This window comes from Caldicellulosiruptor obsidiansis OB47 (genome assembly GCF_000145215.1).
In the GTDB taxonomy this organism is placed as follows: domain Bacteria; phylum Bacillota; class Thermoanaerobacteria; order Caldicellulosiruptorales; family Caldicellulosiruptoraceae; genus Caldicellulosiruptor; species Caldicellulosiruptor obsidiansis.
Genome location: NC_014392.1, coordinates 1,669,555 through 1,691,716, shown reverse-complemented (window position 1 = coordinate 1,691,716; position 22,162 = coordinate 1,669,555). Strand labels below are relative to the sequence as shown.

The following is a 22,162-nucleotide window of genomic DNA, read 5'->3' as shown; positions in this document are numbered from 1 at the left end:
GTAAAAATAAATTTAGGATATTATTTTTCCTGCAGGGAGGGAAAAATGCTGTATGAAAAAGGTGTTGATTGTAGATGATGCTGCATTTGTCAGGTATTCTTTGAGGCAAACGTTAGAAAAATATGGGTTTGAGGTTGTAGGTGAGGCTTGTGATGGTAAAAGCTGTATAAAACTTTTTCAGCAGCTTCACCCAGACATAGTGACTCTTGATATTACGATGCCAGAGATGAATGGTATAGAGGTTTTGAAAAAGATTATGGAGATTGACAAAAATGCAAAAGTTGTCATGATAACTGCTTTAGGGCAAGAGGAAAAGGTAAAAGAGGCAGTATTAAATGGGGCAAAAGGGTTTATTGTAAAACCGTACAAGGAAGAACATTTAGTAAAGGTCTTGGCTTCTTTATAAAAAGATGAGAAGGTGAGACTGTGAATGAGGCACAAAAAGACCCCGTGTTTGAAATATTTGTCAGTGAAGCAAAAGAGATAGTAAGTTCACTTGAGAGGATTTTTATTGAACTCAAAGAAGGAAACAGAAACTTTGATGTAGCAGTGGCAGAAGCTTTGAGATTTTTCCATACATTAAAAGGTTCCTCAGCGATGATGGGGTTTGATGACATATCCAAAGTTTGTCACAGGGTTGAAGACATCTTTGTTTGTATGAGAGATGAAGGTAAACTACCAACCAGCTTAGATACCTTTATTTTAGACATGTTAAATTTAATAGATTTTTTAACCATCCAGATAAATCGTATAGAAAACTCACAGCAGCCTCAAGATGCAGAAAATATCGAAGAGGTTTTAGAAAAGGTTGAAATGAGCTTGGCAGAAAATGATAAGATGCAAGCTGAAAATGAGAAAAGATATCATATAAGGCTGCTTTTTGAAGAAGGCTGGGAAATGGAGAATTTAAGGGCTTTTTTAATTATCCAAAATTTGAAACAGTATGTGAAGGTTCTGGAATACTTACCTTCTGATATTGAGAGTAATATGGCATCTTCAGAAAAAATCAAAAAAGAGGGTTTTTTTATTTCAATTGAAACTCTACTTAAAAAAGAGGATGTGGTAAAACTTTTTGAAAGTTTTGCATGGGTAAGAGATATCAAGGTTGAAGAGGTATCTGAGAAAGCTTCCCTAACCAAGGAGATAAGTTCATGGCAAAATGCCATACACTCTACCAATAAACTAATAAACGTTAATATTGAAAAAGTTGATAAACTAATAGACCTCATTGGAGAGGTGGTAATAACCTTTTCCATGATTGTTCAACATCAAGAAATAAAAACTGATGAGAATAGCAGTTTCAAAAATTTAACACTCCAGATGTCAAAGCTAATAAGAGAACTTCAAGAAGTTGCAATGTCAATGCGTATGCTACCGCTTTCTTCCACATTTCAAAGGCTAAAAAGGACCATTATCGAGATGTCTGCAAAACTTCAAAAACACGTTGATGTTCATATCACCGGGGAGGAGACAGAACTCGACAAGGTTTTGATAGAACACTTAACAGATCCACTGATTCATATAGTTAGAAATGCTGTGGACCACGGAATAGAAGACAAAGAAGAAAGGTTAAAAAAAGGTAAAGGTACAACTGGTAATGTGTATATCAGTGCTAAAAATAGCGGGTCTGAAGTAGTTATTAGCATTGAGGATGATGGCAGAGGTCTGAATAAAGAGAAAATCTTACAAAGAGCTTTAGAAAGAGGCCTTATAACCTCACCTGATGATATTGGAGAAGATGAGATTTTGGAGTTAATATTTCAGCCAGGATTTTCTACAAAAGAAGAAACGACAGAATACTCAGGAAGAGGTGTGGGGCTTGACATTGTGAAAAATAGCGTTCAAAAAATTGGTGGAAGAATTTTTGTTGAGTCTGAAAAGGACAGGGGCACAAGATTTACAATTAGAATACCTCTCACTTTGGCAATAATTGACGGAATGTTAATTGATGTTGACGGCAATGTCTTTGTTGTACCTTTGAGCTCAATTGTAGAGACATTTAAACTTGAAAAACAGCAGATAGTATTGGAAAACGAAACTCCGTTTGTGTACAGAAGAGGCATATGTTTTAGTGTAATTGATTTGAACAAGATGTTTTATGGAAAGGACATGCTTGCCAAAGGAAGACCTTTTTATCTGGGTATACTTGTTACAAATGGTGAGAAGAATGGTGTTTTGCTTGTGGACAATATGATTTCCCAGCAACAGATAGTTATAAAAACTCTGCCTGCTATTTTAAAGCAGGTAAGAGGCATTTCAGGGTGTACACTTCTTGGAAGTGGGAATATAGCATTTATTTTGGATATTGATGCTTTGCTTGAAAGGTAGGTGAGAAAAGTGCAGGAAGAATTGCTCAGCAGCAAAGTGGATGAGTTTGAAGAAGCTATGAAAGATATGTACCTTATATTCAAAGTGGATGACCAGTTCTATGGAATAGAGATTAAGTATGTCATAGAGATTATAGGTCTTTTGCCCATAACCTATGTGCCAAATCAAGAAGAATATGTTAAAGGAATAATTAATTTGAGGGGCAAAATCATTCCTGTGATTGATGCAAGAATGAGGCTTTCAAAGCCTCAAAAGGAGTACAACGAAAGGACCTGTGTAATTGTCACAAGCATAGATGATTTTTTGGCTGGCATTATTGTTGACCATGTGAGCGAGGTTGCTGTGATAAACAAGGACCAAATTAGTTCTTTGCCACAAACATATGAAAAGATAAATGAAAGGTTTTTCAGAGGTGTTGCAAGCTTAAATGAAAGACTTATATTGATACTTGATTGTGAAACTTTTGTCAAGCCTGATAGGATAAATCTCTAAAAAATACAAATGAAAGGGGATAGGTGGTTTATGAAGTTCTTTAATAATTTTAAGATTTCTGCTAAGATTTTGGCAGGATTTGGAATTGTTTTGATTTTGATACTCTTCATGGGTATAATAGCTGTTACAAACATCAACAGAATAAACAATGCCTATACAAAGGTTTATCAGACTAATGTAAAAGCATTTATTACGATCGGCAATGTGCTTGAAGGTTTTGAAAGACAGCGTGTTAACTACAGAAATATTTTGCTTGCGAGAAATGCCACAGAGATGAATTCGTATCTTCAGAAGACCGATGAGATAAATAATTTTTATAAAACAAACCTTGAAGAATTTTCAAGACTGATAAATGAAGAGGACATAAAGCAAGAGTATCAAAAGTTGATTTCTTTATTTGATGAATATGATAGGCTAACAAATCAAATAATTGAACTTGCAAAAAGTGATAAAAAAGCGGCTACTGAACTTTTATTCAAACCAAGTTTAGCTCAGCTTGTAACTGATGTTCGAAACTCAATAAATACCCTCTATGAGCTTGAAAAAAAGTACATCGAAAAGTTAAACGTTCAAAATAATGCCCTTGCAAAAAGTACAGTAACATCAATGATGATAATAATTATTCTGTGCATAGCAATTTCTTTCTTTTTGGGTCTGGTTATTTCTTCTGCAATTAGCAGACCTCTTTCTAAAATGGTTTCTGCTGCCCAGAAGATTGCAGAAGGGGATTTAACAGTTGATGTGAGCTATGACTCAAAAGATGAAGTTGGAACTTTATCTGAGGCATTTTCGAAGATGATTGATTCGCTTTCTCAACTGATTTTTTCAGTAAAATCTTCTGCAGAGCAAGTTGCGCTTGGAGCAAAGCAGCTTGCAGATGCAAGCCAGAGCTTGGCCCAGGGTGCGACAGACCAAGCAAGCGCAATTGAAGAGCTAAATGCCTCTGTTGAAGAGGTGTCTGCTCAGACAAAACAGAACAGCAAAAATGTTGAGGAAGCTACAAATTTTGCTAATCAGATAAAGGATGAAGCAAGAGTTGGTATGCAGCAGATGGAAGATATGATGAAAGCCATGGAAGAGATAAATATGGCATCTGCAAATATCTCAAAGATTATAAAGACCATAGACGAAATAGCTTTTCAGACAAATATATTGGCGCTTAACGCTGCAGTTGAGGCAGCACGGGCGGGAAGTTATGGAAAAGGATTTGCGGTAGTAGCCGAAGAGGTCAGGAACTTAGCAACAAGGAGCGCAAATGCTGCAAAAGAGACAAGTAGTCTTATTGAATCTACCATCAAAAAGATTGAAGTGGGAGATAGTATTGCAAAGCAGACATACACCTCGTTAGATAGAATTACAAAGAATATTGATAAAATGGCCATGATTATGAATGATATAATGTATTCTTCAAAAGAACAGTCTGAAGCAATAGCACAGATTACAGAGGGAATAAACCAGGTTGCAAATGTGGTGCAGAGCAATTCAGCAAACTCTCAAGAGACAGCTGCCGCTTCAGAAGAACTTTACAGCCAGGCAGATGTTCTTAAAAACCTTGTTGAAAGATTTAAAACAAGAAGCTGATAAAAATCATAAAAAGCTAATTGGGGCTGGGGAAACCAGCTCCTTTTATTTTTTGTATCGATACAGTTTTGATTTTAAGATTTGATTTTTGAATCTTTTTGTGTAGAATTAGGCAAGTAGAGATATTTTTAAAGAGGTGGTTTTATGAAAAACAAAGTAAAGTTTTGGGTATTTTCTGGGGTAATGATTGCTCTTGTATTTGTTTTAACATTTACAATAAAGATACCGCTCATGGCAGGGTATTTTAACATTGGTGATGTTGTAATAATGCTTTCTTCTATTTTATTCGGCAAAAGCATAGGGTTTATGAGCGGAAGTTTTGGTTCTGCCATTGCGGATATTGCTTCTGGTTATACCATTTATGCTCCTTTTACTTTTGTCATCAAAGGACTTGAAGGTTTTATCTGTGGTCTGATTTTCGAAAAATTAGAAAGAAAGAAGAAGTGGGCATCTTTTATTATTTCGACAATGCTCAGTGGCATTTTTATGGCAATGGGGTATTTTTTGTCAGAAGCTTGTGTGTTAAAATATCTATCATCGGCATTAAATATTAATAGAAACTTACAATTTGGACTTAAAGTTGCTCTTGCGAATTTGCCTTTTAATTTGCTGCAGGGTATTTTGTCAGCAATAATTTCCATAATATTGGTTGTACCTCTTTATAATAATAAGTTTATCGGGAAGATGAGAACTTGAGATACTTAAAATTACCATATATACCAGAAAGTAAAGCTACTTGTGTTTTACTTGACAAAAGAGCGTACGATAAGTTTATCTATGCGTTAGAAGATTTGGGTATAAAAATAGTGATATGTGAAAGCTGTGATGACCTTTATCCTGCGATATCTTCTCACCCTGATATATTTTATTTTCACTATGAAGACAACTTAATCTTTGCCGCTCCCAACTCGCCAAGAAAAACAACAGCGGAACTGAAAAAACTTGGATTTAATATAATATTTGGAGAGAAAGCTGTTCTGGGAAAATATCCTGAGGATGTAAAGTATAATATCGCAAAAGTTGGGACAAAAGTCTTTCACAATTTTAAATTTACTGATAGAATAGTAGCAAAAAAAATAGAAGAAGATAACCTTCAAAGGATTCATGTAAAACAGGGGTATACTAAATGTTCAATCTTGATTGTAAATTCAAATGCAATTATTACCTCTGATAAAGGAATTAACAAAAAGGCAATTGAAAATGGAATAGATAGCTTACTTATATCGCCAGGCTTTATTAAATTGGAAGGGCTTAGCTATGGTTTTATTGGTGGCTGTGGAGGGTTAATCAGCAAAAACCTGATGGTTTTTAATGGTGATATTTCAATGCATCCAGATTATTTGAGTATAAAGAATTTTCTTAAAAAGTATAATATTGAAATCTTGAATGTTGCGGGTTTGCAGCTTTCAGATATAGGTTCTATCATTCCATTGTGTCAGGAGTAGAAAAAAGAGCATATTGAAAAAGAGCATTTGAGGGTATATTTATTATTGTGCTAAAAAGTTAAAGCTTATATTCAGGGATGTGAAGAAAATGCAAATATTGAGTTTGGGAGTGGCAGACGACCCTGTTTTTGTATATGAGAGGTTGAAAAGGCAGCTGGATAAGAATGAAAGTATAAAAGGACTTTCCATTGAGCCAAATCAATGTGGCACTATCACGTTTTACGGTATTTTTTTAAGTGATGATGAACTTAAGAAAAATTTTGATTTGAATGCATATGACAGAGTAAAATATTTTGTTGCTGATGCAATAGCAAATGTGATAATTGAGTACACCAGAGAAAAATTTCTTTTTAAGCTGATAAAAGAAGATTATTATTTTTTAGATGAAATAGAAGCAAAAAAGATATTTCAAGAAAGTCAGAAAAGGTTGAATGAACTAACAAGTGCTCAGAGTTTTTCAAAGGTTAAGTTTGAAATAATAAAAAAAGTGCTTGATTTTTTAGACTCTAACTTTGAATTTAATTTTGAAGGTTTTTTGACCTTCAGATTAAAAGATTATATAAAAACAATTCAAGATATTGTAGAAGATGTTACAAATAAATATCTTCTAGAAAGAGAGTACTTTCAGTTTATAAACCTTCTGAGATATTTTACAGACATTCAAGAATCAAAGATAGAACATGTAGATGTTATCCCGACTGCTAAAATGTATTTGCTCCTTGACAGAGAAGGAAATGAAATAAAAGACGAGTTTTATGAGCTTTTATCAAAAAATTTTAAGTTAAGTCTTTCAAAAGAAGATATACTTTTAAGCAGACTAATTTCGCTCTCCCCTCAAGATATTGTTTTTCACAAGCACCAGGGTATAACTGTTCCCGCGGATGTACTTGAAATTCTTTCTCTTGTATTTGATAAAAAAATTAAATTTTGTACTTCTTGTAATATAAAATATGCAGAGAGTTTTTCGTCCAAGAGTGAGGAATAGTTCCTCACTCTTATTTTGCACTATTTACTTCAGTTATTTAAAGTGATATAATCTTAAAGAAAAATAGAAGTAGCTGAGCCTTAAAAGAGGTGTATAAAGGAATATGAATGAGAAACTCAAGAATGAGATGACAGACCATCTTTTTGAAGCAATACTTGAACTGAGAACAATAGAGGAGTGTTATAATTTTTTTGAAGATTTGTGCACCGTAAGAGAGATTCAGGAGCTTTCTCAAAGATTTGAGGTTGCAAAGCTTCTATTTGAGGGTGCAAAGTACAGTGACATTACAAAAAGAACTGGCGCATCTCCTGCTACAATTAGCAGAGTAAACAGGTGTCTAAACTATGGAGCTGACGGTTATAAAACTGTGCTTACTAGACTTAAACAAAAATCAAGATTGGATGATGAAAAGTGATAGAACTTTTTATTGCCACGCCTTTAGGTACAGAGTCGGTTGCAAAGGAAGAGCTGATAAGGCTGGGATATAAAAATCTAAAAGTTGAAAATGGAAGGATTCTTGTGTCAGCTAAGCTTGAAGACATTCCAAAACTCAATATAAATTTAAGAACGTCAAATAGAATTTTTGCTATCTTAAACAAGTTCAAAGCTCAGACTTTTGATGAACTATTTGATGGCGTATACAGCTACTCTTGGCACGAAATACTGCCCAAAGATGCAAAGATTTTGGTAACTGGCAGGACAGAAAAGTCCAAGTTGTTTAGTATAAGAGCGTGCCAGTCTATAACTAAAAAAGCAATAGTTGAGAAACTAAAATCAAAATACAATGTAGGCTTTCTTGAAGAGAGTGGAGAACTTTTCAAGATAGAAATTGCCATGATAAATGACTGGGCTTATCTGCTTTTTGACACAACAGGTGATTCTCTTCACAAAAGAGGTTATCGAAAACTTATTTCTAAAGCGCCTTTGAAAGAAAACATAGCAGCAACCTTAGTCCTGCTTGCCAAATGGCAAGACACTGAAGAAGTATTTTGGGACCCATTTTGCGGTTCTGGAACCATAGCAATTGAAGCAGCAATGGTTGCCAGAAACATAGCTCCCGGCATTAACAGAACTTTTCTGGCTGAAAAAAATGGATTTATTTCACAACAGGAATGGAAAAAAACAAGGCTTGAGGCAATTGAGAGGATTGATTACCAAAAAAAGTTTGAGATACTATCTTCTGATATTGACGAAAGTATGATATACATTGCAAAAGCAAACGCAAAGGAGATTGGTGTAGATAAAGACATAAGATTTTTCAGGGCAGATGCAAGGAAAATTAAAAAACCATCAGAGAAAGGCATAATTGTGACAAACCCGCCATATGGAGAGAGAATTGACGATATGGATATATTTAAGCTTTACAGGGATTTTGGCAGATGTCTTAAAACTTTTGATAACTGGCGATTTTTTATGTTATCTGCTTATAACAAAATTGAAAAAGCATTTGGCAGAAAAGCAGATAAAAACAGGAAGATTTATAATGGAAAGATAAAAACCTATCTTTATTTCTATTTCACGTTATGATAAAATGAGTTAAAAACAAAAGTAACATAATAAGGAGTTTGAATTTAAAATGAGTGAAAATAATATCTTAGAGCTTGTAGTTTCTTCACTCAAGGCTCTCAGCAGTTCAATGGAAGCTATGAATGAAAAGATAGAAAGTATTGAAAAAAGACTTGACAGTATGGAAAAAAGAATGGACGGTTTAGAGAAGAGACTTACCAGCCTTGAGGTTAAAGTGAGACTTGTCAAGAATTTTGTGTTTCCAATTTATAACGTAAGTTGTAAAGTTGGGTTATGTTATTGATGCATTTTTCTAATACTGGGAACTCCATTTTTCCATTTTGTACGGCGTAAGTTCTCTTGCTGTAAGTAAATATTGATTACAGTGTATTTTTGCTAATAAGATTTTATGAGTATAAAGACTTGGAGATAAACGAGGCGCTCAGGCTAACCTCAGCAAACATTGGGCATGTTGTGACATCGGCAGTGATAATTTTAGCTGGCACATTTGCGGCAATGCTGCCATCTGGGATACTGACGCTTATGCAGGTTTCCATCTGCGTTGTGATAGGTCTTGTTCTGCTTGCATTTTTCCTGCTTCCATTTTTGTACAATATTTTGATGAGAATAAAAAGGGATATAATATAAAAGGAACTTCGAAAAAATTTGAAAGCTGCCTCCAGAGAAGGGGGCAGCTTTTTGTTTGTGAAAAAACAAGAGAAAATTTAAGAAATTTAGAGATATTTGAAGAAAGAGAAAGCTGATAGCTAAAAATTGCAAAAAATTAACTAAAAAAAACGAGTTTGACAGGATGAAAATTAATAAAGTAAAATTGAAGTGAAAATTCCAAAGAGAATATTAATAAATATAGCAATTTGCATATTGCCTCTTGCAAATGAGATAGTTTATATGCAAATAGGATGGTATACAAGGTATATTGAGAGAGGGGGGCAAACTGTTATCAAATGATCTTATTTGCTTAATAATATCAAATGATATAACTGGATATTGTATTGATGAAAGCATAGGATTGAGGGTTGATAGAAATAATAAGTTTTATTGTATAATTATTGGTCTTTGTTAACGAATAATCATAAACCATTATATTGTGATAATTGTCAAACATATTATAAAGCAAGAGAGGTTTTGGGAGATAAATTTATTGCTTTTTCAAAGATTGATTATGTTATATTTATAGAAAAAGTGCCAATAAAGTGAACCGAAAATAAAAAGATTAAATAGGAAAGAAGCGTTATATTTTTTTTGAAGAATAAAATTAATCCTAACAAACGAATTGTTGATTTGTACATTCCACTTGAGTTATTTGAGAAGCTTTCTAATAAATGTACCTATTACAGATTACTTTTGCCAGATTGGAATTTAGAAGAAAAGGTGATTGATTCAAAAGTAACATGTAATTGGTTATTAGATAATTTATATAACAATACAGAGTAGAATTATTGAATAAGCTTATATTTATTGGGAAAGGGTGCAAAAGGATGAATTTTAAATACTATGTAAGAATAGTATTATTATTACCTACTATTTTCATTGTTTTTATAAATTTAATTGAGGGTATCATAAACATATATATTTCTAATACCTTTGCTAAATTATTTTCATTAGCTATCCAAAAAGATATGGAGGTTTTTATGTGTAATGTAGTTACCTTTCTTTTAATTTATCTTATTATTATTTCTGGCAAATTATTTTTTTCATTGTTAATTGAATTTTTTAAAGAGAATAGAATTATTGAACTAAAGAAAAAGTTATTTATGTTGTTCTTGAATAACAAATATTCATTAATAGAAAAATATGGACAAGGTGAGATTTTAAATAGATTAGAGCAGGACTTTAATGATATAGTAAAGTGTTTTTATGTTCATTATTCTTCAGTTTTTTCAGCCTTAATATGTTTAGCAGGTTATTTTATTTTTTTGGGTCTAAAAAATTTTTTTCTTTCAGTTATTTTTTTTGGTCTTTGGATTTTACCTATATTTCCACTGTTTTTTACAATAAAATATATGAATAAAATAGTTGAGGAAAGTCATCGTGCAGATGATGAGTTAACAGGTTTTATTAAACAGTCTTTTGAAGGAATTGAGGTAATAAAAGCTTATAATCTTTATGAATGGGTCTCTTTAAGATTTCTTTCCTTGGAAGAAGTCAGCAAAAAATGTGCAAATGAAATGGAAAAAGTAGGAACAATTGAAGATATACTTTACAATTTATGCAACAATATAGCAAAAATTGGTACATATATCATGTTAGGTTTATTTTTATATAAAAAATTAATAACTCCTGATTTGGTTGTAGTGTTCATATCACTTTTTCCTATTGTAATTGATAATTTTAAAGTAGCAGCAAAAGGTTTTCAAAATTTGAGGGTTGAAAAAAGTTCTTTTGAAAGAATTAGTGAAATACTAAATTTTGATATAGAAAATCAATATGAGAATATGATACAAATAAATGAAATTGAAAATATTGTGTTTAAAAATGTTTCGTTTTCCTATGAAAATTCTAAGAGTATCTTCAACAAAATAAATTTTCGTATCAACAAAGGAGATAAAATATTGATTATGGGTTCTAATGGAAGTGGAAAAACTACTCTTTTGAAGCTTATAATGGGACTTTATGAATCTTTTAAAGGTGATATTCTTATTAATGGTGTACCACTTTCAAAAGTAGATTTTAAGAGTTTCAATAAACACATTTCTTTTATTCCTCAAAATTTTACTTTCTTTACACAGGATATAGATAATAACCTTAATATGATGATTCAAGATAATTTGGAAGATAGAAAAAGAAGTTTACTGCATTTGTTTGGTTTAGATGATATTTTATCAAAAAAAATTAATCAACTTTCAGATGGGCAAAAACAGAAAATATCAATAATAAGAGGCTTGTTGAAAAAGTCTTCAATCTTAATAATTGATGAACCGACTAATTATCTTGATACTAAAAGTATAGAAATTTTGAAAGATATTCTTTGTAAAAGTGAAAAAACAATAATAATTGTTTCACATAATATTGAATTGGCAAGTTGTGTAAATAGAATTTGGAGAATCGAAAACCAATCAGTAAACGAAATTGCTGAAATTTATTAACAGTGAGGTAGTATTTTATGGTGATTAAAGAAAAAAATAAATTAGTTAAAGATTTTTTGGTTAAATATTGGTATGTATTGTTGTGTGATATAATTATTTTCTCTCTACAAAATATTGTAGACATATGTTTGGTATCAAAATTAGGAGTTTATATGGATGCAGCATTAGAAAGAGATTTTTATTTATTGAAAAACAACATAATTAGTCTTCTATTTATTCTGTGTATTGTTATTTTTGTTTTGCCGTGCATATCTTCTATATATAGAGCTTTATTATTTGGGAAGGTAGTAGTCCTACATGATACTAATATCTACAAAAAATTTTTGCGTCAAAAGCTTTTGAAATTAAATAAATTGACAGTTGGGGAAGTGCTGACAAGATTTAATGATGATATAAGATTATTTAGATTTGCAATTTTGGATGTTGTTGAAATTTTGTTTTCTTGTACATTCATACTTTACGTACTATATGTAATGATAAAAATAGAAATTTTTTATTCAATATTATCTTTTATATTAGTTTTAATTCCTATAATAATTCCTCTAATCACAAAAAAACAAAACCAGAGAATTACAAAATATGGTCAGGAGAGGAAAGATGAATTAAGAGAATTAGAAAATCAAGTTGTTCAAAGTTTTTTGTATATTAAAGTTCATTCATTAGAAAAGGAAATAGAGGAAATGATAAAAAAGTGCTACCAAGACTTTATTGAAAAGTATGTAAAAGAGAAGATCAAAACTTCAGTTATTTTAAAGACAATGGATGATACTTTCTCTCAGATTTCAATGTTATTTATGTATATTTTGGGCAGTTATTTTATGTTAAGGAATGAAATTTCCTTGGGAGATTTTATAAAAATAACTGGATATTCAATTTTGATAAAGGGAATGATAAATTACATCATTAATACGATTAACCAGTTTTATAAACTTAAAATATTCTCAAAGAGGATATTAGATTTAATAAACTCTCCAGAGAGATATGGAGGAAAAGTACTAACAAAGGATATAGAAATTGTAGAGATAAAAAATATAGGATATAGGTTTGATAAAGATTATATTTTCAAGAATATTTCTCTTGACATAAAAAAAGGAGATAAAGTAGCAATAATAGGTGAAAATGGGTCTGGAAAGACTACTTTTTTAAAAATTCTTTTAGGTTTTTATGAGGACTATGAAGGTGAAGTTTACATTAATGGGATTGAACTCAAGGAAATAAATTTAGAGAGTTTAAGAGAAAGTATTGCGTATTGTTCTCAACAGCCATTTATATTTAACTTTTCAGTGGAAGATAATATTAAGATGATGAAATTCAACAAAGAAATAAATACTTTAGAGAGCGTTATGAAAAAACTAATGTTGGAAGAAATAAAAGACAAACGTGCGGGTGATAATGGGATTTATTTATCAGGTGGGCAAAAACAACGAATTTCTCTTGGAAGAGCAATGCTCAAAGGGAAGCAATTTTATTTGTTTGATGAAGTAACTGCAAATTTAGATGAAGAGGGGGAAAAAGTTATTTCCAGTCTACTAGAAGATCCAAACACTACTGTTATTATGGTTACTCATGAAAAAAACTTATTGGGATATTTTAATAAAATTTATCAAATTGATTTCAATTAAATTTTATTTTAGGAGGAGAATGGTATAATGAAAGTATGTGAGGTTTTATATAGTTACTTGATAAACAAAGCAGAACAATATAAAATTAAAGGGAAAATTTTCTATCGGTTAGATGTTAACAATAATTTTTATATTTATTTTATATCATTTTTCAAAGGATTTTATCTTGGATTATTATTCTATGTTAACAGAAGGGAAGGAGCCATACTTAAGATTATTACTACTTATAGATATTTTACTTTTTGAGAATAAGTATAGAAATAAGATTGTTTGGAAGGAGATATTAAAAAATGCCGAAAAACTAAATATAGTAGGTGAAGTTCTATTTGCATTAAAGTTAATTTCAGAAATATTTCCTAAAGACCAGCTAATTAAAGTCAAGAGTTTTTTAAAAAATTTTTGATAACATTTTATGGTAAAAAATTCTTTTAAAAGGGTATAAGAAGGTAAGCCCTCTATTAGAAGTTGACATAATATATGGAGGCTGAGCGCATATTATGGTTAACCAATGTTTTGTTAATAAAACAATTATTTATACGCAACAAACAGCAGTCTTGTTAAAACATTTTTGAATATGTTCTTCAGGAGTTCTAAGTTCAAAAGGCTTTTTATCACGCATAACAGCAAAGATAATGCATATGAGCTTTCTCATAACAGCACAAAATAGAACTTTTTTGGGCTTTTGTTGGCACTTTTTCTGATAGTATTCGAAGAGTACAGGGTTACAAGGCTTAGAGTCTCTTTTGGTTCTGATATTGGCAAGAGCAATTGTAAATAAGATTCTTCGCAAGATTTTAGAGCCACGTTTAGACATTTTGTTGGATGTAGAAACAAATTGCCCAGATTGATTTACGGAAGGATCAATGCCAAAGAAAGCAACAAGTTTGTTGGGTTTTGAAAATTTTTTGAAATCACCTATTTCAGCAAGGATAGTTGCAGCAGTGAGAAAACCTATGCCGGGGATAGATTGAAGAAGGTTAATATTTTCGGATATTGAAGGTTGAGTCTGTGAAGACTGCTGAACAAGCTGATGTATGGCTTCAAAAATTTTGTCGATGTTTTGTTGCAAAGTCAAGACCATGTTAATGTAGACTTTAAGCATAGTAACATTTGCCAAGTCAGATATAGAAAAAGGCTTAAATTCTTTAGCTTTTGCGATGAGTAGATCATATTTTTCTTTAGCCCATTGGTAGCTTTTTTTAGAAGTTTGTTGAATGATGGAAATAAGTTTTTCACTGTCAGCGCTTAGGATATCGTTTGGAGTAGGATAGTTTTCAAGTACAGTCAAAGCAGTTTTAGAGCAAATGTCAGGGAAGACCTCTTTGAAATTGAGCATAATTTGGTCAACGGTTGATATAAGTCTGTATTTGTAAGAGGTTAACTCATCGCTGAGGTTGTAATACTGACGGCATAAGTTTTTCAAGCAATCGAGGGTTTCAGATGAAGGTTGTGCTATAGCAGAGTTAGTAAGCCTGAAGGTTAAGGCAATCCACAGGGCATCGATTTTATCATTTTTCACTTTGACTTCCTCCCGCATTTTTGATAGAGGTGAGAATTGGATGGGATTGATAATTGCAACATCCCAGCCATTAGAAGTAAAGAAGCGGGAGAGGATTTTGTGGTAATGCCCTGTGGCTTGAGATGACGATGGTAGGGCGAGCCGCGAAATCCTCTTCAACTTTTTTAAGGATTTCAATAGCCCTATCAAAGTCAGAGGGATTGTTGTGACGGATAGTCAAGCGAGCGAGTATTTCATTTCCAGGAGAGATAACCACCATTTCACTGAAATATTTGGAGACATCAATCCCGGCAATAGGTTTTAAATTCATAGCATAAGACCTCCTCGCAAGTGATTTTAAAATTGAATTAGGGCATGAGTTTTCCATTCCGAGCGAAGGTAAGTATACAACCTTGGGCAGTAGATAGAGGAACCAGCTTAAACTAAGATTTAAGCTGGCCTTTAGCCACAAATAGTTTAGACTTACCTGGAATGGAATAATAGTCTTTTGTGCGGGTATACGGAAGGAAGCTTCCGCTCCCAGGAGGCGAGTGCAGATAAATTCCATGCCCAGATAGAAAGAATTATATCAAAGTTAGCATGGCTGGCAAGAGGCCAGCGTTAAAAATAATGCTTTTAAAAGTGGCTAAAGATTAGAAGGCACAAGCAGCAGGAAGTGATTTTAGGCTGCTTTCCTCTCAAAGAGGAAGTATTTGAAATGTTACTTTAATTGATGAGACTCAAAATCTTATGTTAACCAAACCTTTGGTTGTTATTTTATTAGAATTTTTTTGATGTGCCTTACGAAAATAATTATACAAGCATTCCTGTAATGAACGAAAATGAGCGAAAATGACGAGAAATGAGATTTGAAAAGAAAAGGTACCTCCTGATAAAATATAGAATGTAAGTTGTACAACTTACGACAAAACACAACAAAGGAGGTACCCTCTTTGAAGTATACACAAAATGAGAAGATATTACAAGTGACAGAGAAAACTTTAGTTGTAGGAGTAGACATAGCAAAGGAGATACATGTTGGCAGAGCATTTGATTTTAGAGGAGTGGAGCTTGGCAAGAGAATAGAGTTTGAGAATAGAAAAGAAGGTATGGGAAAATTTTTGGATTGGGCAAATAAGATAATGAAAGCCCATGGCAAAGAGAACGTGATAGTAGGGATAGAGCCTACAGGGCATTACTGGCTGTGCTTTGAGCAGTACTTAAGAGAGAATGGCATAAAAGTGGTTTTAGTGAATCCTTTTCACGTGAAGAGGAGCAAGGAGCTTGATGATAATACACCAACAAAGAGCGATATAAAGGATCCGAAAACAATAGCGATGCTTGTGAAGGATGGAAGATATACAGAGCCAAATATACCCGCGGGTATATATGCTGAGATGAGAGTAGCGATGAACATATATGAAAGGCTACAAAAGCGCTTGAGTGTTTTAAAAAATCAAATAATCAACTGGCTGGATATCTATTTTCCAGAGTTTTTAGAAGTATTTTCTGATTGGGAAGGCAAGGTAGCGCTACTGACTTTAAAAGAGATGCCATTGCCTTGTGATGTAGTAGAAAAGGGAGTGGAAGGGATTATAGAATGTTGGCGTGACAAAGTAGACAAGCGAGCGATAAGTCGCAAAAGGGCTATGGAATTAGTGGAAGCTGCTAAAAGGAGTATAGGTAAGAAAGAAGGTAGGAAGCTGGCAAGGCAAGAGATGAGATATTTGCTTGAAGAATATGAGCTTTTAAGAAAGCAGCTGGAAGGAATAGAAGATGAAATGGCAAAACTTTTGAAAGATGTTCCGAATGGAGAAAAGCTGCTTGAGATAAAAGGTGTTGGAGTAAAGACAGCAGTTGGTTTTATATCTGAGGTTGGGGATATAATGAGATATGAAGATGCTAAGCAGATACAGAAATTAGCGGGACTGAATATAGTTGAGAATAGTTCTGGCAAGCATAAGGGACAGACGTGTATAAGCAAAAGAGGGCGTGGGAGGCTTCGAAGTAGTTTATTTAAGGCTATGATTACAATAGTAGCAAAGAATGAAGAATTTAAGAAGTTGCATATGTATTACACTATGCGGCAGAACAATCCATTGAAGAAGAAGCAATCACTGATAGCGCTTTGCTGTAAGTTGATAAGGATATTTTACGCGATTTTAAAAAAAGGGATAAAATATGATGGGAACAAGATGTTGAGCGATATAAAGAGAGAGGCTTTAGCAACAACAGCGTAAAAGAAATAAAAAAATAAGTTAAGAAATTTTAGTTTAAAGTAGGAGCGAAAGATTAGCAGAATACACATCTTGAGGGGGTAAAAGTTTCTTAGCTTTGCGAGAAGAGTTAAGACATGTCGAGTAGCAAAGCGCCCCTTTTATTAGGGATTCAAATCATAGAAAGTATGTTAAGGTTAAGAATAGAAGGGAAGAAGAATTAGATTAAATTAAATGAATTTTTATAGGACGATTGGAAAATGAGAGCGGGTTAGTCGGAGTACAATCACCATAAGGGCGAAGACCCTGCATACGAGCATAACCGACATCCACGCCATGGTAGATGGGACGAGGGAATTGAGGGCAAGGTAAGAAAGACCCTGAGAGACATGAGAGGGTAAACACCATGGTTATTGTGGACGGATACCCGCCGCAATATGGTATAATATCTAAATTAATACAAAAAGCAGGTTGAATCTAATCTTCATGTGGTAGAATAAAGCAATAATAGAAATAACAAGCACTAAATAAATTTTTATAACTACGAAATTTGAAGAAAACGAAAGATATTTTGAGAAAATCAAAGGTATATTGAGAGAGGAGGAGTTACTAAGAGCTTTATATTAAAACTAATAGCGATTATTTGAAATCACCGTTTGTTGAGGTATACAACAATGCACTAAACAACTGGAACAATGCTTGGAGCTTAAATTCATCATCATAGCTTTGCAAGATCCTTGAACCTAAAAATACACACATACTCACATGTGAAGTTTGAAAATACTTCTTTCAATTCAGCTAAACTGTTCTTTGCGACACCGACAAAAGAATGGTGGAAAGCTACCGTTGGAAATAATGGGAATATTGCGGGACTTGCTTTCATAACAAATACAGATGGGATTCAAATTACAGAAAGTAATGTTATAGGAATTAACAACAGAAACATTGGTGCTGGTTCTATTTTCGTAAGTCCATATATAACTGCAAGTACAAGCGAATTTGAGAGAACGTATATCCTAATGCATGAAATGGGACATATTATAGGACTTGGTCATACAGACTACGATGACTTTTTAAATCCTTACCCACCTTATACAGTACCAGGTAGAAGTGTTATGACTTATAATTACTTAGCCCAATTTCTAACTCTACATGATATATATGATGTGGAAATAATGTATGGTTTTTCTTGTCGAAATTGGAAGTAGAAAATGAAGGGGGCAAATCGAATGAAAAAGAAAACTAAAATTATAGCTTTGATTTTTAGCTTTACTATGATTGTGAGTATATCTATCATCTTTGTTCATTATGTTAAAAATGCTATTAAAATGAAATCCTATGAAAAACCTTTCTTCACAGGTGCAGTAACAAGAGTTGGCTTAACAATTCCACTAACATTTGAATATGGAGTCCAAAATGCAAAAGTAATAGTTGTTGGAAAAGTTATTAATAAATACAAAAAACTTGAAGATATAGAAGCTAAACCTGGAACACCCGAGCATGCAGTATTATCAAAAATAATGAATAAAGACCCCTCTTTAAATTTTCCTGTAATTATTCAAATACCAAGATTTTATGTTACAATTGAAGTTGAAAAGTTTCTTAAAGGAAAAGCCGATAAACGACTAATCCTTGAATTTAGTAAGATTTGTGACAACAATAAAGATCTCTTCAAAATGAACCCAGGAGAAAGATTTGTCTTTATTTTAGAGGAGTCAGATAAACCTGGTATATGGTGGCATAGCACTGATCGAAGATTTATTTTCAAGGTTAACGATGACAACACGGTATATCCAGCTTGCTGGTGGTATGATGAAAAAAGCAGGAAAAGATTTTTGAATATTACTATAGAACAGTTAGCAGAGGAAATTAAAGAAGCAGAAAAGGTGAAGAATCCACCTATGTTTGAGAAATTGCCGCCAAACGCATCGCAAACGATGTATGAGGAATTAATAAGGAAGTAAGAAAATTGACATAACACAAGTAACTAAAGGGTTAATAAAATTTTGAAGGTAAAAAGTGAAGGGTACTGGTGAGGATAAAAAGGAATATAGTCTAAAAAAAGCATCTTTGAGAGAATGTAAAAGCTACCTCCAGGAAAGGGGGAGCTTTTTATTTGCGAAAAGACATGAGAAAATTTAAAAAATTTAGAGATATTTGAAGAAAGAGAAAGCTGATAGATAAAAATTGCTAAAAAATTGATTTAAATAAAGCAAAAATGCGTTTGACAAAATAAAATTACTAATGTAAAGTTTAGGTAGAAATAGTAAGGTTGATATTAATAGATATAACAATTTATACATTGTCTTATCAAAATAATATAGTTTATATACCAACAGGTTGATTTGCTATTTGGTATTAAACCTGTATATGATTAAAATTATTTCTTGAGAGGTTATAGCTTATAATGGCATCAACTTTTCATGGGCGCTCATGAGAGGATGCAAAATAAAATAGGTAGGAGGAATGGGAAAATGAAAATCCCAAAAAAGATTTTAGCATTTTCAATTATACTTACTTTAATGATAGTAAGCATTTTCTATTTTTCAACTCATAAAACTGCTGCAATTTCAGCTTCTGCTATTCAAAAAACTAACTTTCTAAACTTCAAAACTATAGTAAATATTCCTGTTTCAAAAGATGGTATCGAATATACTGGAATGGTTGGATATGGTTCTCATGAAGGTCCTAATGCTTTTGATGTAAAAGGTGATAAGGTTTACGTTCTGGATAATGTTCATCACAGAGTACTTATATACAGCAAGAGAGATGGTAATTTGATTGAAAAGGTTAATATACCAGATGAACAGTGGATTCATGGTATGGCAGTAGATAAAGAGGGCAAAATATATTTGTTTAATGCTGGTACAAATACTTTAATTGCAATAAATAAGGGAGCAGTTGATATCTCAACAAATCAAGAACTGAGATTGGAACCGTTTTATAAATTTGAGGTAAATGATAAGGGCCCATTTGTTGTGCTTTCTGGAAGCAAAATGAAAACAATTTTTTTAGCTAAGGATATCAACAAAAATAAGTTGTATGTAGCGGAAGAAAGAGAAGGAATATTTTCGTCTGATGGAAGCGTGAGTGAAGTAAAAGCTTCTGATTGTAAAGCGAGCGTAGATGCAAGTGATACTTTTGAATTTCCAAGATGGCTTATTAATGAAGATTGTGCTTATGATTATATTGGTAAGAGAGGTTTTATTCAATTCTGGAAGATAACTAACGATTACGGTGAGTGGATAGTTAAATTAAATTCAAAAACACAGAATATTGAAGGACTTGTTAAGATTCCAGATGGTAAATATTATTTTCCAGTGCGCGATGTTATACTTGAAGATGGTGATGTCTTTGTATTGTTGCCGTGTGAAAAGAATGTGTATGTATTACAAGTGGATTCATGGATGACAAGTGCACAATATATGAAGTACACAGAGTCTAATTAACTTGTGAGCAAAAAGCAAGACAATACGATTTAAGTTTAAATTATTAGATTTAAGAATTTAATAAAATTTAGTACAAAGATATCGAGGAAATTGGTATTAAAGTCAAATTAATTAAACTTTTATATCGGAAAAGAAAGGATATGAATAATGAGGTTAGATAACAAAGTTGTTATAAAAAAACTTCTTTTTGCTGGGCTGATATTATTTGCAATAGTTTTACTTGGATTTTTGTATGCATATTTTCAATCAGGTATTGAAAAAATAGGATATGTAAAAGTATTAAATAACAAAAATCAAGATTTATTGTATGGGAGAGAGTTTGAGGGAAGACTTGTTGACAGTCGTGGGAATGACCATTTGTTGTTCAAATTTAAAACAACCGATGCTGAGGTTGACAAGAATTTTACACTATTTCCACGTCGATTTTTTGCATGGGGAAAAAATTATGTGGCATATACACAGAATCTCAAAGAAGTTATTCTGGTTGATTATAAAACCAGAAAAGAAGTATTTAGACAGGGACTAAATGAGAGGATTGAGTTTATTAATGTAAATAGAGAAAAAGAAGAATTTGTAATAGCCACTGAAAAAGCACTGTATGTATTGAAATATCAGAAAAAACAGGGTAATGAGAAAAAATCTTTATTTATATTGGAACGCGTAGCAGAAGGCAAATTTTGCTGGCCATCTCTTTCTTGTGATAGCAGATATATAGTTTGCGGGGAAAATAACAATAAAGAAAACTATTCAGCTACATCATTTGTTTTGATTGATTTGCAGAGTAATACAAAGAAAAAGATTTTCTCTGAAAAAATAGGTAATCTACCATTGACACAAGATTACAGATTGATATTTTCTACTGCTATAAGCGAGGATAATAAGTGGGCTGTAATTAGTACCTCCTCGTCGGCATCTCCACCATATGTATATTTAGTGGCTGTGAACTTAAAAAGTGGAGCTGTAAGAGAATTTTCTAAAAATACGGGTTTATGCAACTCGCCAGGTTTCTTTATTTCAAATGATAAATACATGTTTGCACAGGGAGAACCGGAATACAAAGGATTTGGGGATTATTCTTCTATTATTGATCCGTTTAGATCAAAGCCGGTTATTCTTCACCTTAATACTGGAAAGCTGGAGATTGTTAATGATGTGCCCAAAGACATTAATGCCTATTGGCCGATATATGGAAACAATAAAGCAATTTATTTTATTGACAGGAACTATCAGTCATTTGTACCTAATAAAATTTTTGACACCAATATTTATAGACTAAAAAATAAAAAGGTTGAGCTATTATTTCAAATAAAGGGCGGTATTGTAAGTTATGATGTAATTTCAAGTATTCATTGAGAATTAAAAAAATTACAGTATAACAACTATTTTGATGCTCCGAAAGATTAAAAAGCAATTAGGACATGTAGTTATAATTAATGGTCACAGATTAGACATTTTTAAAGACTCTTTTGATTGGAGAAAAGAACCTGTAAAAAGGCGATAGAAAAACTTCGAGGTAAAAAACAAAAATTTCAGAGTAATAAAAGTATACTTTTGCTAAAAGATGACTTTTAACCTTAAATGACCCGTAATCCTTTATTTTCAAGTGGTTGCAGGTTCTGTTTGTTTATTTCAAAACAGGGGCTATCAAAATATTTCCTTGACAGCCCCTGTTTTAATTTGTCCCCAAAATTTTCTTTTTTAAACCCTTGTTCTGTGTATTTAAATGTTATTCCAGAGACTGTAATGTAGTCTATATATGCCTTAAAGATTGGAGGAATGCTCAAATTCCACATAGGTGCTGCAACTGTGTATTTGTCAGCTTCAGCAAACTGATAAGCATATTTTAAAATTAGGATGATTTTTAGAAAACTCAGTCTTTGGAGCAAATATATCGTTGATATCTTCTGCAGTGAGAAAATGAATTCCTGAATTT

General features: G+C 32.4%; 19 protein-coding genes and 3 pseudogenes. 18 read left to right on the top strand and 4 right to left on the bottom strand.

All coding sequences use genetic code 11. The features are described 5' to 3' along the window. The first annotated feature begins 52 nt into the window (after positions 1-52). The 10 genes from COB47_RS07955 to COB47_RS07910 all read left to right on the top strand — a co-directional run bounded on the left by COB47_RS07955 (position 53) and on the right by COB47_RS07910 (position 8,641). A complete protein-coding gene (locus COB47_RS07955) occupies positions 53-406 on the top strand; it encodes a response regulator (protein WP_013290864.1) in 354 nt (117 codons plus the stop codon). A 20-nt stretch (positions 407-426) separates the two neighbouring features. Then, entirely contained in the window at positions 427-2,328 is a 1,902-nt protein-coding gene (locus tag COB47_RS07950) for a chemotaxis protein CheA (protein WP_013290863.1), read from the top strand. A gap of 9 nt (positions 2,329-2,337) precedes the next feature. Beyond that, positions 2,338-2,820: a chemotaxis protein CheW gene (locus COB47_RS07945; RefSeq protein ID WP_013290862.1), complete on the top strand. Its 483-nt coding sequence runs from the start codon at positions 2,338-2,340 to the stop codon at positions 2,818-2,820. Between the two features lie 30 nt (positions 2,821-2,850). Further along, complete coding sequence (locus tag COB47_RS07940) at positions 2,851-4,401, top strand: methyl-accepting chemotaxis protein (RefSeq protein ID WP_013290861.1); 1,551 nt, start codon at positions 2,851-2,853, stop codon at positions 4,399-4,401. Between the two features lie 144 nt (positions 4,402-4,545). Further along, positions 4,546-5,097, top strand: coding sequence for an ECF transporter S component (locus tag COB47_RS07935; RefSeq protein WP_013290860.1), 552 nt, complete (start codon positions 4,546-4,548; stop codon positions 5,095-5,097). Continuing rightward, a complete protein-coding gene (locus tag COB47_RS07930) occupies positions 5,094-5,846 on the top strand; it encodes a DUF6873 family GME fold protein (RefSeq protein ID WP_013290859.1) in 753 nt (250 codons plus the stop codon). The genes COB47_RS07935 and COB47_RS07930 overlap by 4 nt, the downstream gene beginning before the upstream one ends. Before the next feature lie 88 nt (positions 5,847-5,934). Beyond that, the gene (gene ytxC, locus COB47_RS07925) at positions 5,935-6,831 is read left to right on the top strand and encodes a putative sporulation protein YtxC (RefSeq protein ID WP_013290858.1); all 897 of its coding nucleotides are present in this window, start codon (positions 5,935-5,937) and stop codon (positions 6,829-6,831) included. Positions 6,832-6,934: 103 nt separating this feature from the next. After that, on the top strand, positions 6,935-7,246 hold the full coding sequence (locus COB47_RS07920; RefSeq protein WP_013290857.1) for a YerC/YecD family TrpR-related protein: 312 nt from the start codon (positions 6,935-6,937) through the stop codon (positions 7,244-7,246). Next, the gene (locus COB47_RS07915) at positions 7,243-8,358 is read left to right on the top strand and encodes a THUMP domain-containing class I SAM-dependent RNA methyltransferase (protein ID WP_013290856.1); all 1,116 of its coding nucleotides are present in this window, start codon (positions 7,243-7,245) and stop codon (positions 8,356-8,358) included. The genes COB47_RS07920 and COB47_RS07915 overlap by 4 nt, the downstream gene beginning before the upstream one ends. 49 nt (positions 8,359-8,407) lie before the next feature. Then, complete coding sequence (locus COB47_RS07910) at positions 8,408-8,641, top strand: hypothetical protein (RefSeq protein WP_237698885.1); 234 nt, start codon at positions 8,408-8,410, stop codon at positions 8,639-8,641. Here COB47_RS07910 and COB47_RS12135 read toward each other — a convergent pair. Further along, positions 8,583-8,718: pseudogene (locus tag COB47_RS12135) on the bottom strand (IS256 family transposase); the annotation flags it as partial. The gene COB47_RS07910 and the pseudogene COB47_RS12135 sit on opposite strands and share 59 nt — an antisense overlap. Here COB47_RS12135 and COB47_RS12000 point away from each other — a divergent pair. From COB47_RS12000 to COB47_RS07895, 3 genes and pseudogenes are all read left to right on the top strand, one after another. Then, positions 8,707-8,985 (top strand): annotated as a pseudogene (locus COB47_RS12000) (MMPL family transporter); the annotation flags it as partial. The pseudogenes COB47_RS12135 and COB47_RS12000 overlap by 12 nt on opposite strands. An 851-nt stretch (positions 8,986-9,836) precedes the next feature. Continuing rightward, complete coding sequence (locus tag COB47_RS07900; RefSeq protein WP_013290855.1) at positions 9,837-11,444, top strand: ATP-binding cassette domain-containing protein; 1,608 nt, start codon at positions 9,837-9,839, stop codon at positions 11,442-11,444. Between the two features lie 17 nt (positions 11,445-11,461). Then, positions 11,462-13,066, top strand: a complete 1,605-nt coding sequence (locus COB47_RS07895) for an ATP-binding cassette domain-containing protein (RefSeq protein WP_013290854.1) — start codon at positions 11,462-11,464, stop codon at positions 13,064-13,066. A gap of 532 nt (positions 13,067-13,598) precedes the next feature. Here COB47_RS07895 and COB47_RS07885 read toward each other — a convergent pair. After that, a complete protein-coding gene (locus COB47_RS07885) occupies positions 13,599-14,744 on the bottom strand; it encodes an IS110 family RNA-guided transposase (RefSeq protein WP_237698883.1) in 1,146 nt (381 codons plus the stop codon). After that, entirely contained in the window at positions 14,656-14,895 is a 240-nt protein-coding gene (locus COB47_RS12620) for a hypothetical protein (protein ID WP_237698882.1), read from the bottom strand. Before COB47_RS12620 ends, COB47_RS07885 begins: the two co-directional genes overlap by 89 nt. Positions 14,896-15,517: 622 nt before the next feature. On the opposite strand from COB47_RS12620, the gene COB47_RS07880 reads away from it, so the two are divergent. The 5 genes from COB47_RS07880 to COB47_RS07860 all read left to right on the top strand — a co-directional run bounded on the left by COB47_RS07880 (position 15,518) and on the right by COB47_RS07860 (position 21,582). Beyond that, positions 15,518-16,804 (top strand): IS110 family RNA-guided transposase, encoded by a 1,287-nt coding sequence (locus COB47_RS07880; RefSeq protein ID WP_013289540.1) that lies wholly within the window; start codon positions 15,518-15,520, stop codon positions 16,802-16,804. A 713-nt stretch (positions 16,805-17,517) separates the two neighbouring features. Next, a complete protein-coding gene (locus tag COB47_RS07875) occupies positions 17,518-17,988 on the top strand; it encodes a zinc metalloprotease (protein ID WP_237698881.1) in 471 nt (156 codons plus the stop codon). A gap of 21 nt (positions 17,989-18,009) precedes the next feature. Continuing rightward, positions 18,010-18,744, top strand: coding sequence for a hypothetical protein (locus COB47_RS07870; RefSeq protein ID WP_013290851.1), 735 nt, complete (start codon positions 18,010-18,012; stop codon positions 18,742-18,744). A gap of 510 nt (positions 18,745-19,254) precedes the next feature. Continuing rightward, positions 19,255-20,229: a YncE family protein gene (locus COB47_RS07865; protein WP_013290850.1), complete on the top strand. Its 975-nt coding sequence runs from the start codon at positions 19,255-19,257 to the stop codon at positions 20,227-20,229. A gap of 147 nt (positions 20,230-20,376) precedes the next feature. Continuing rightward, positions 20,377-21,582: a hypothetical protein gene (locus COB47_RS07860; RefSeq protein ID WP_013290849.1), complete on the top strand. Its 1,206-nt coding sequence runs from the start codon at positions 20,377-20,379 to the stop codon at positions 21,580-21,582. A gap of 350 nt (positions 21,583-21,932) precedes the next feature. Here the strand turns inward: COB47_RS07860 and COB47_RS12985 are convergent. Then, positions 21,933-22,155: pseudogene (locus tag COB47_RS12985) on the bottom strand (NAD(P)H-dependent oxidoreductase); the annotation flags it as partial. Positions 22,156-22,162 lie beyond the last annotated feature (7 nt).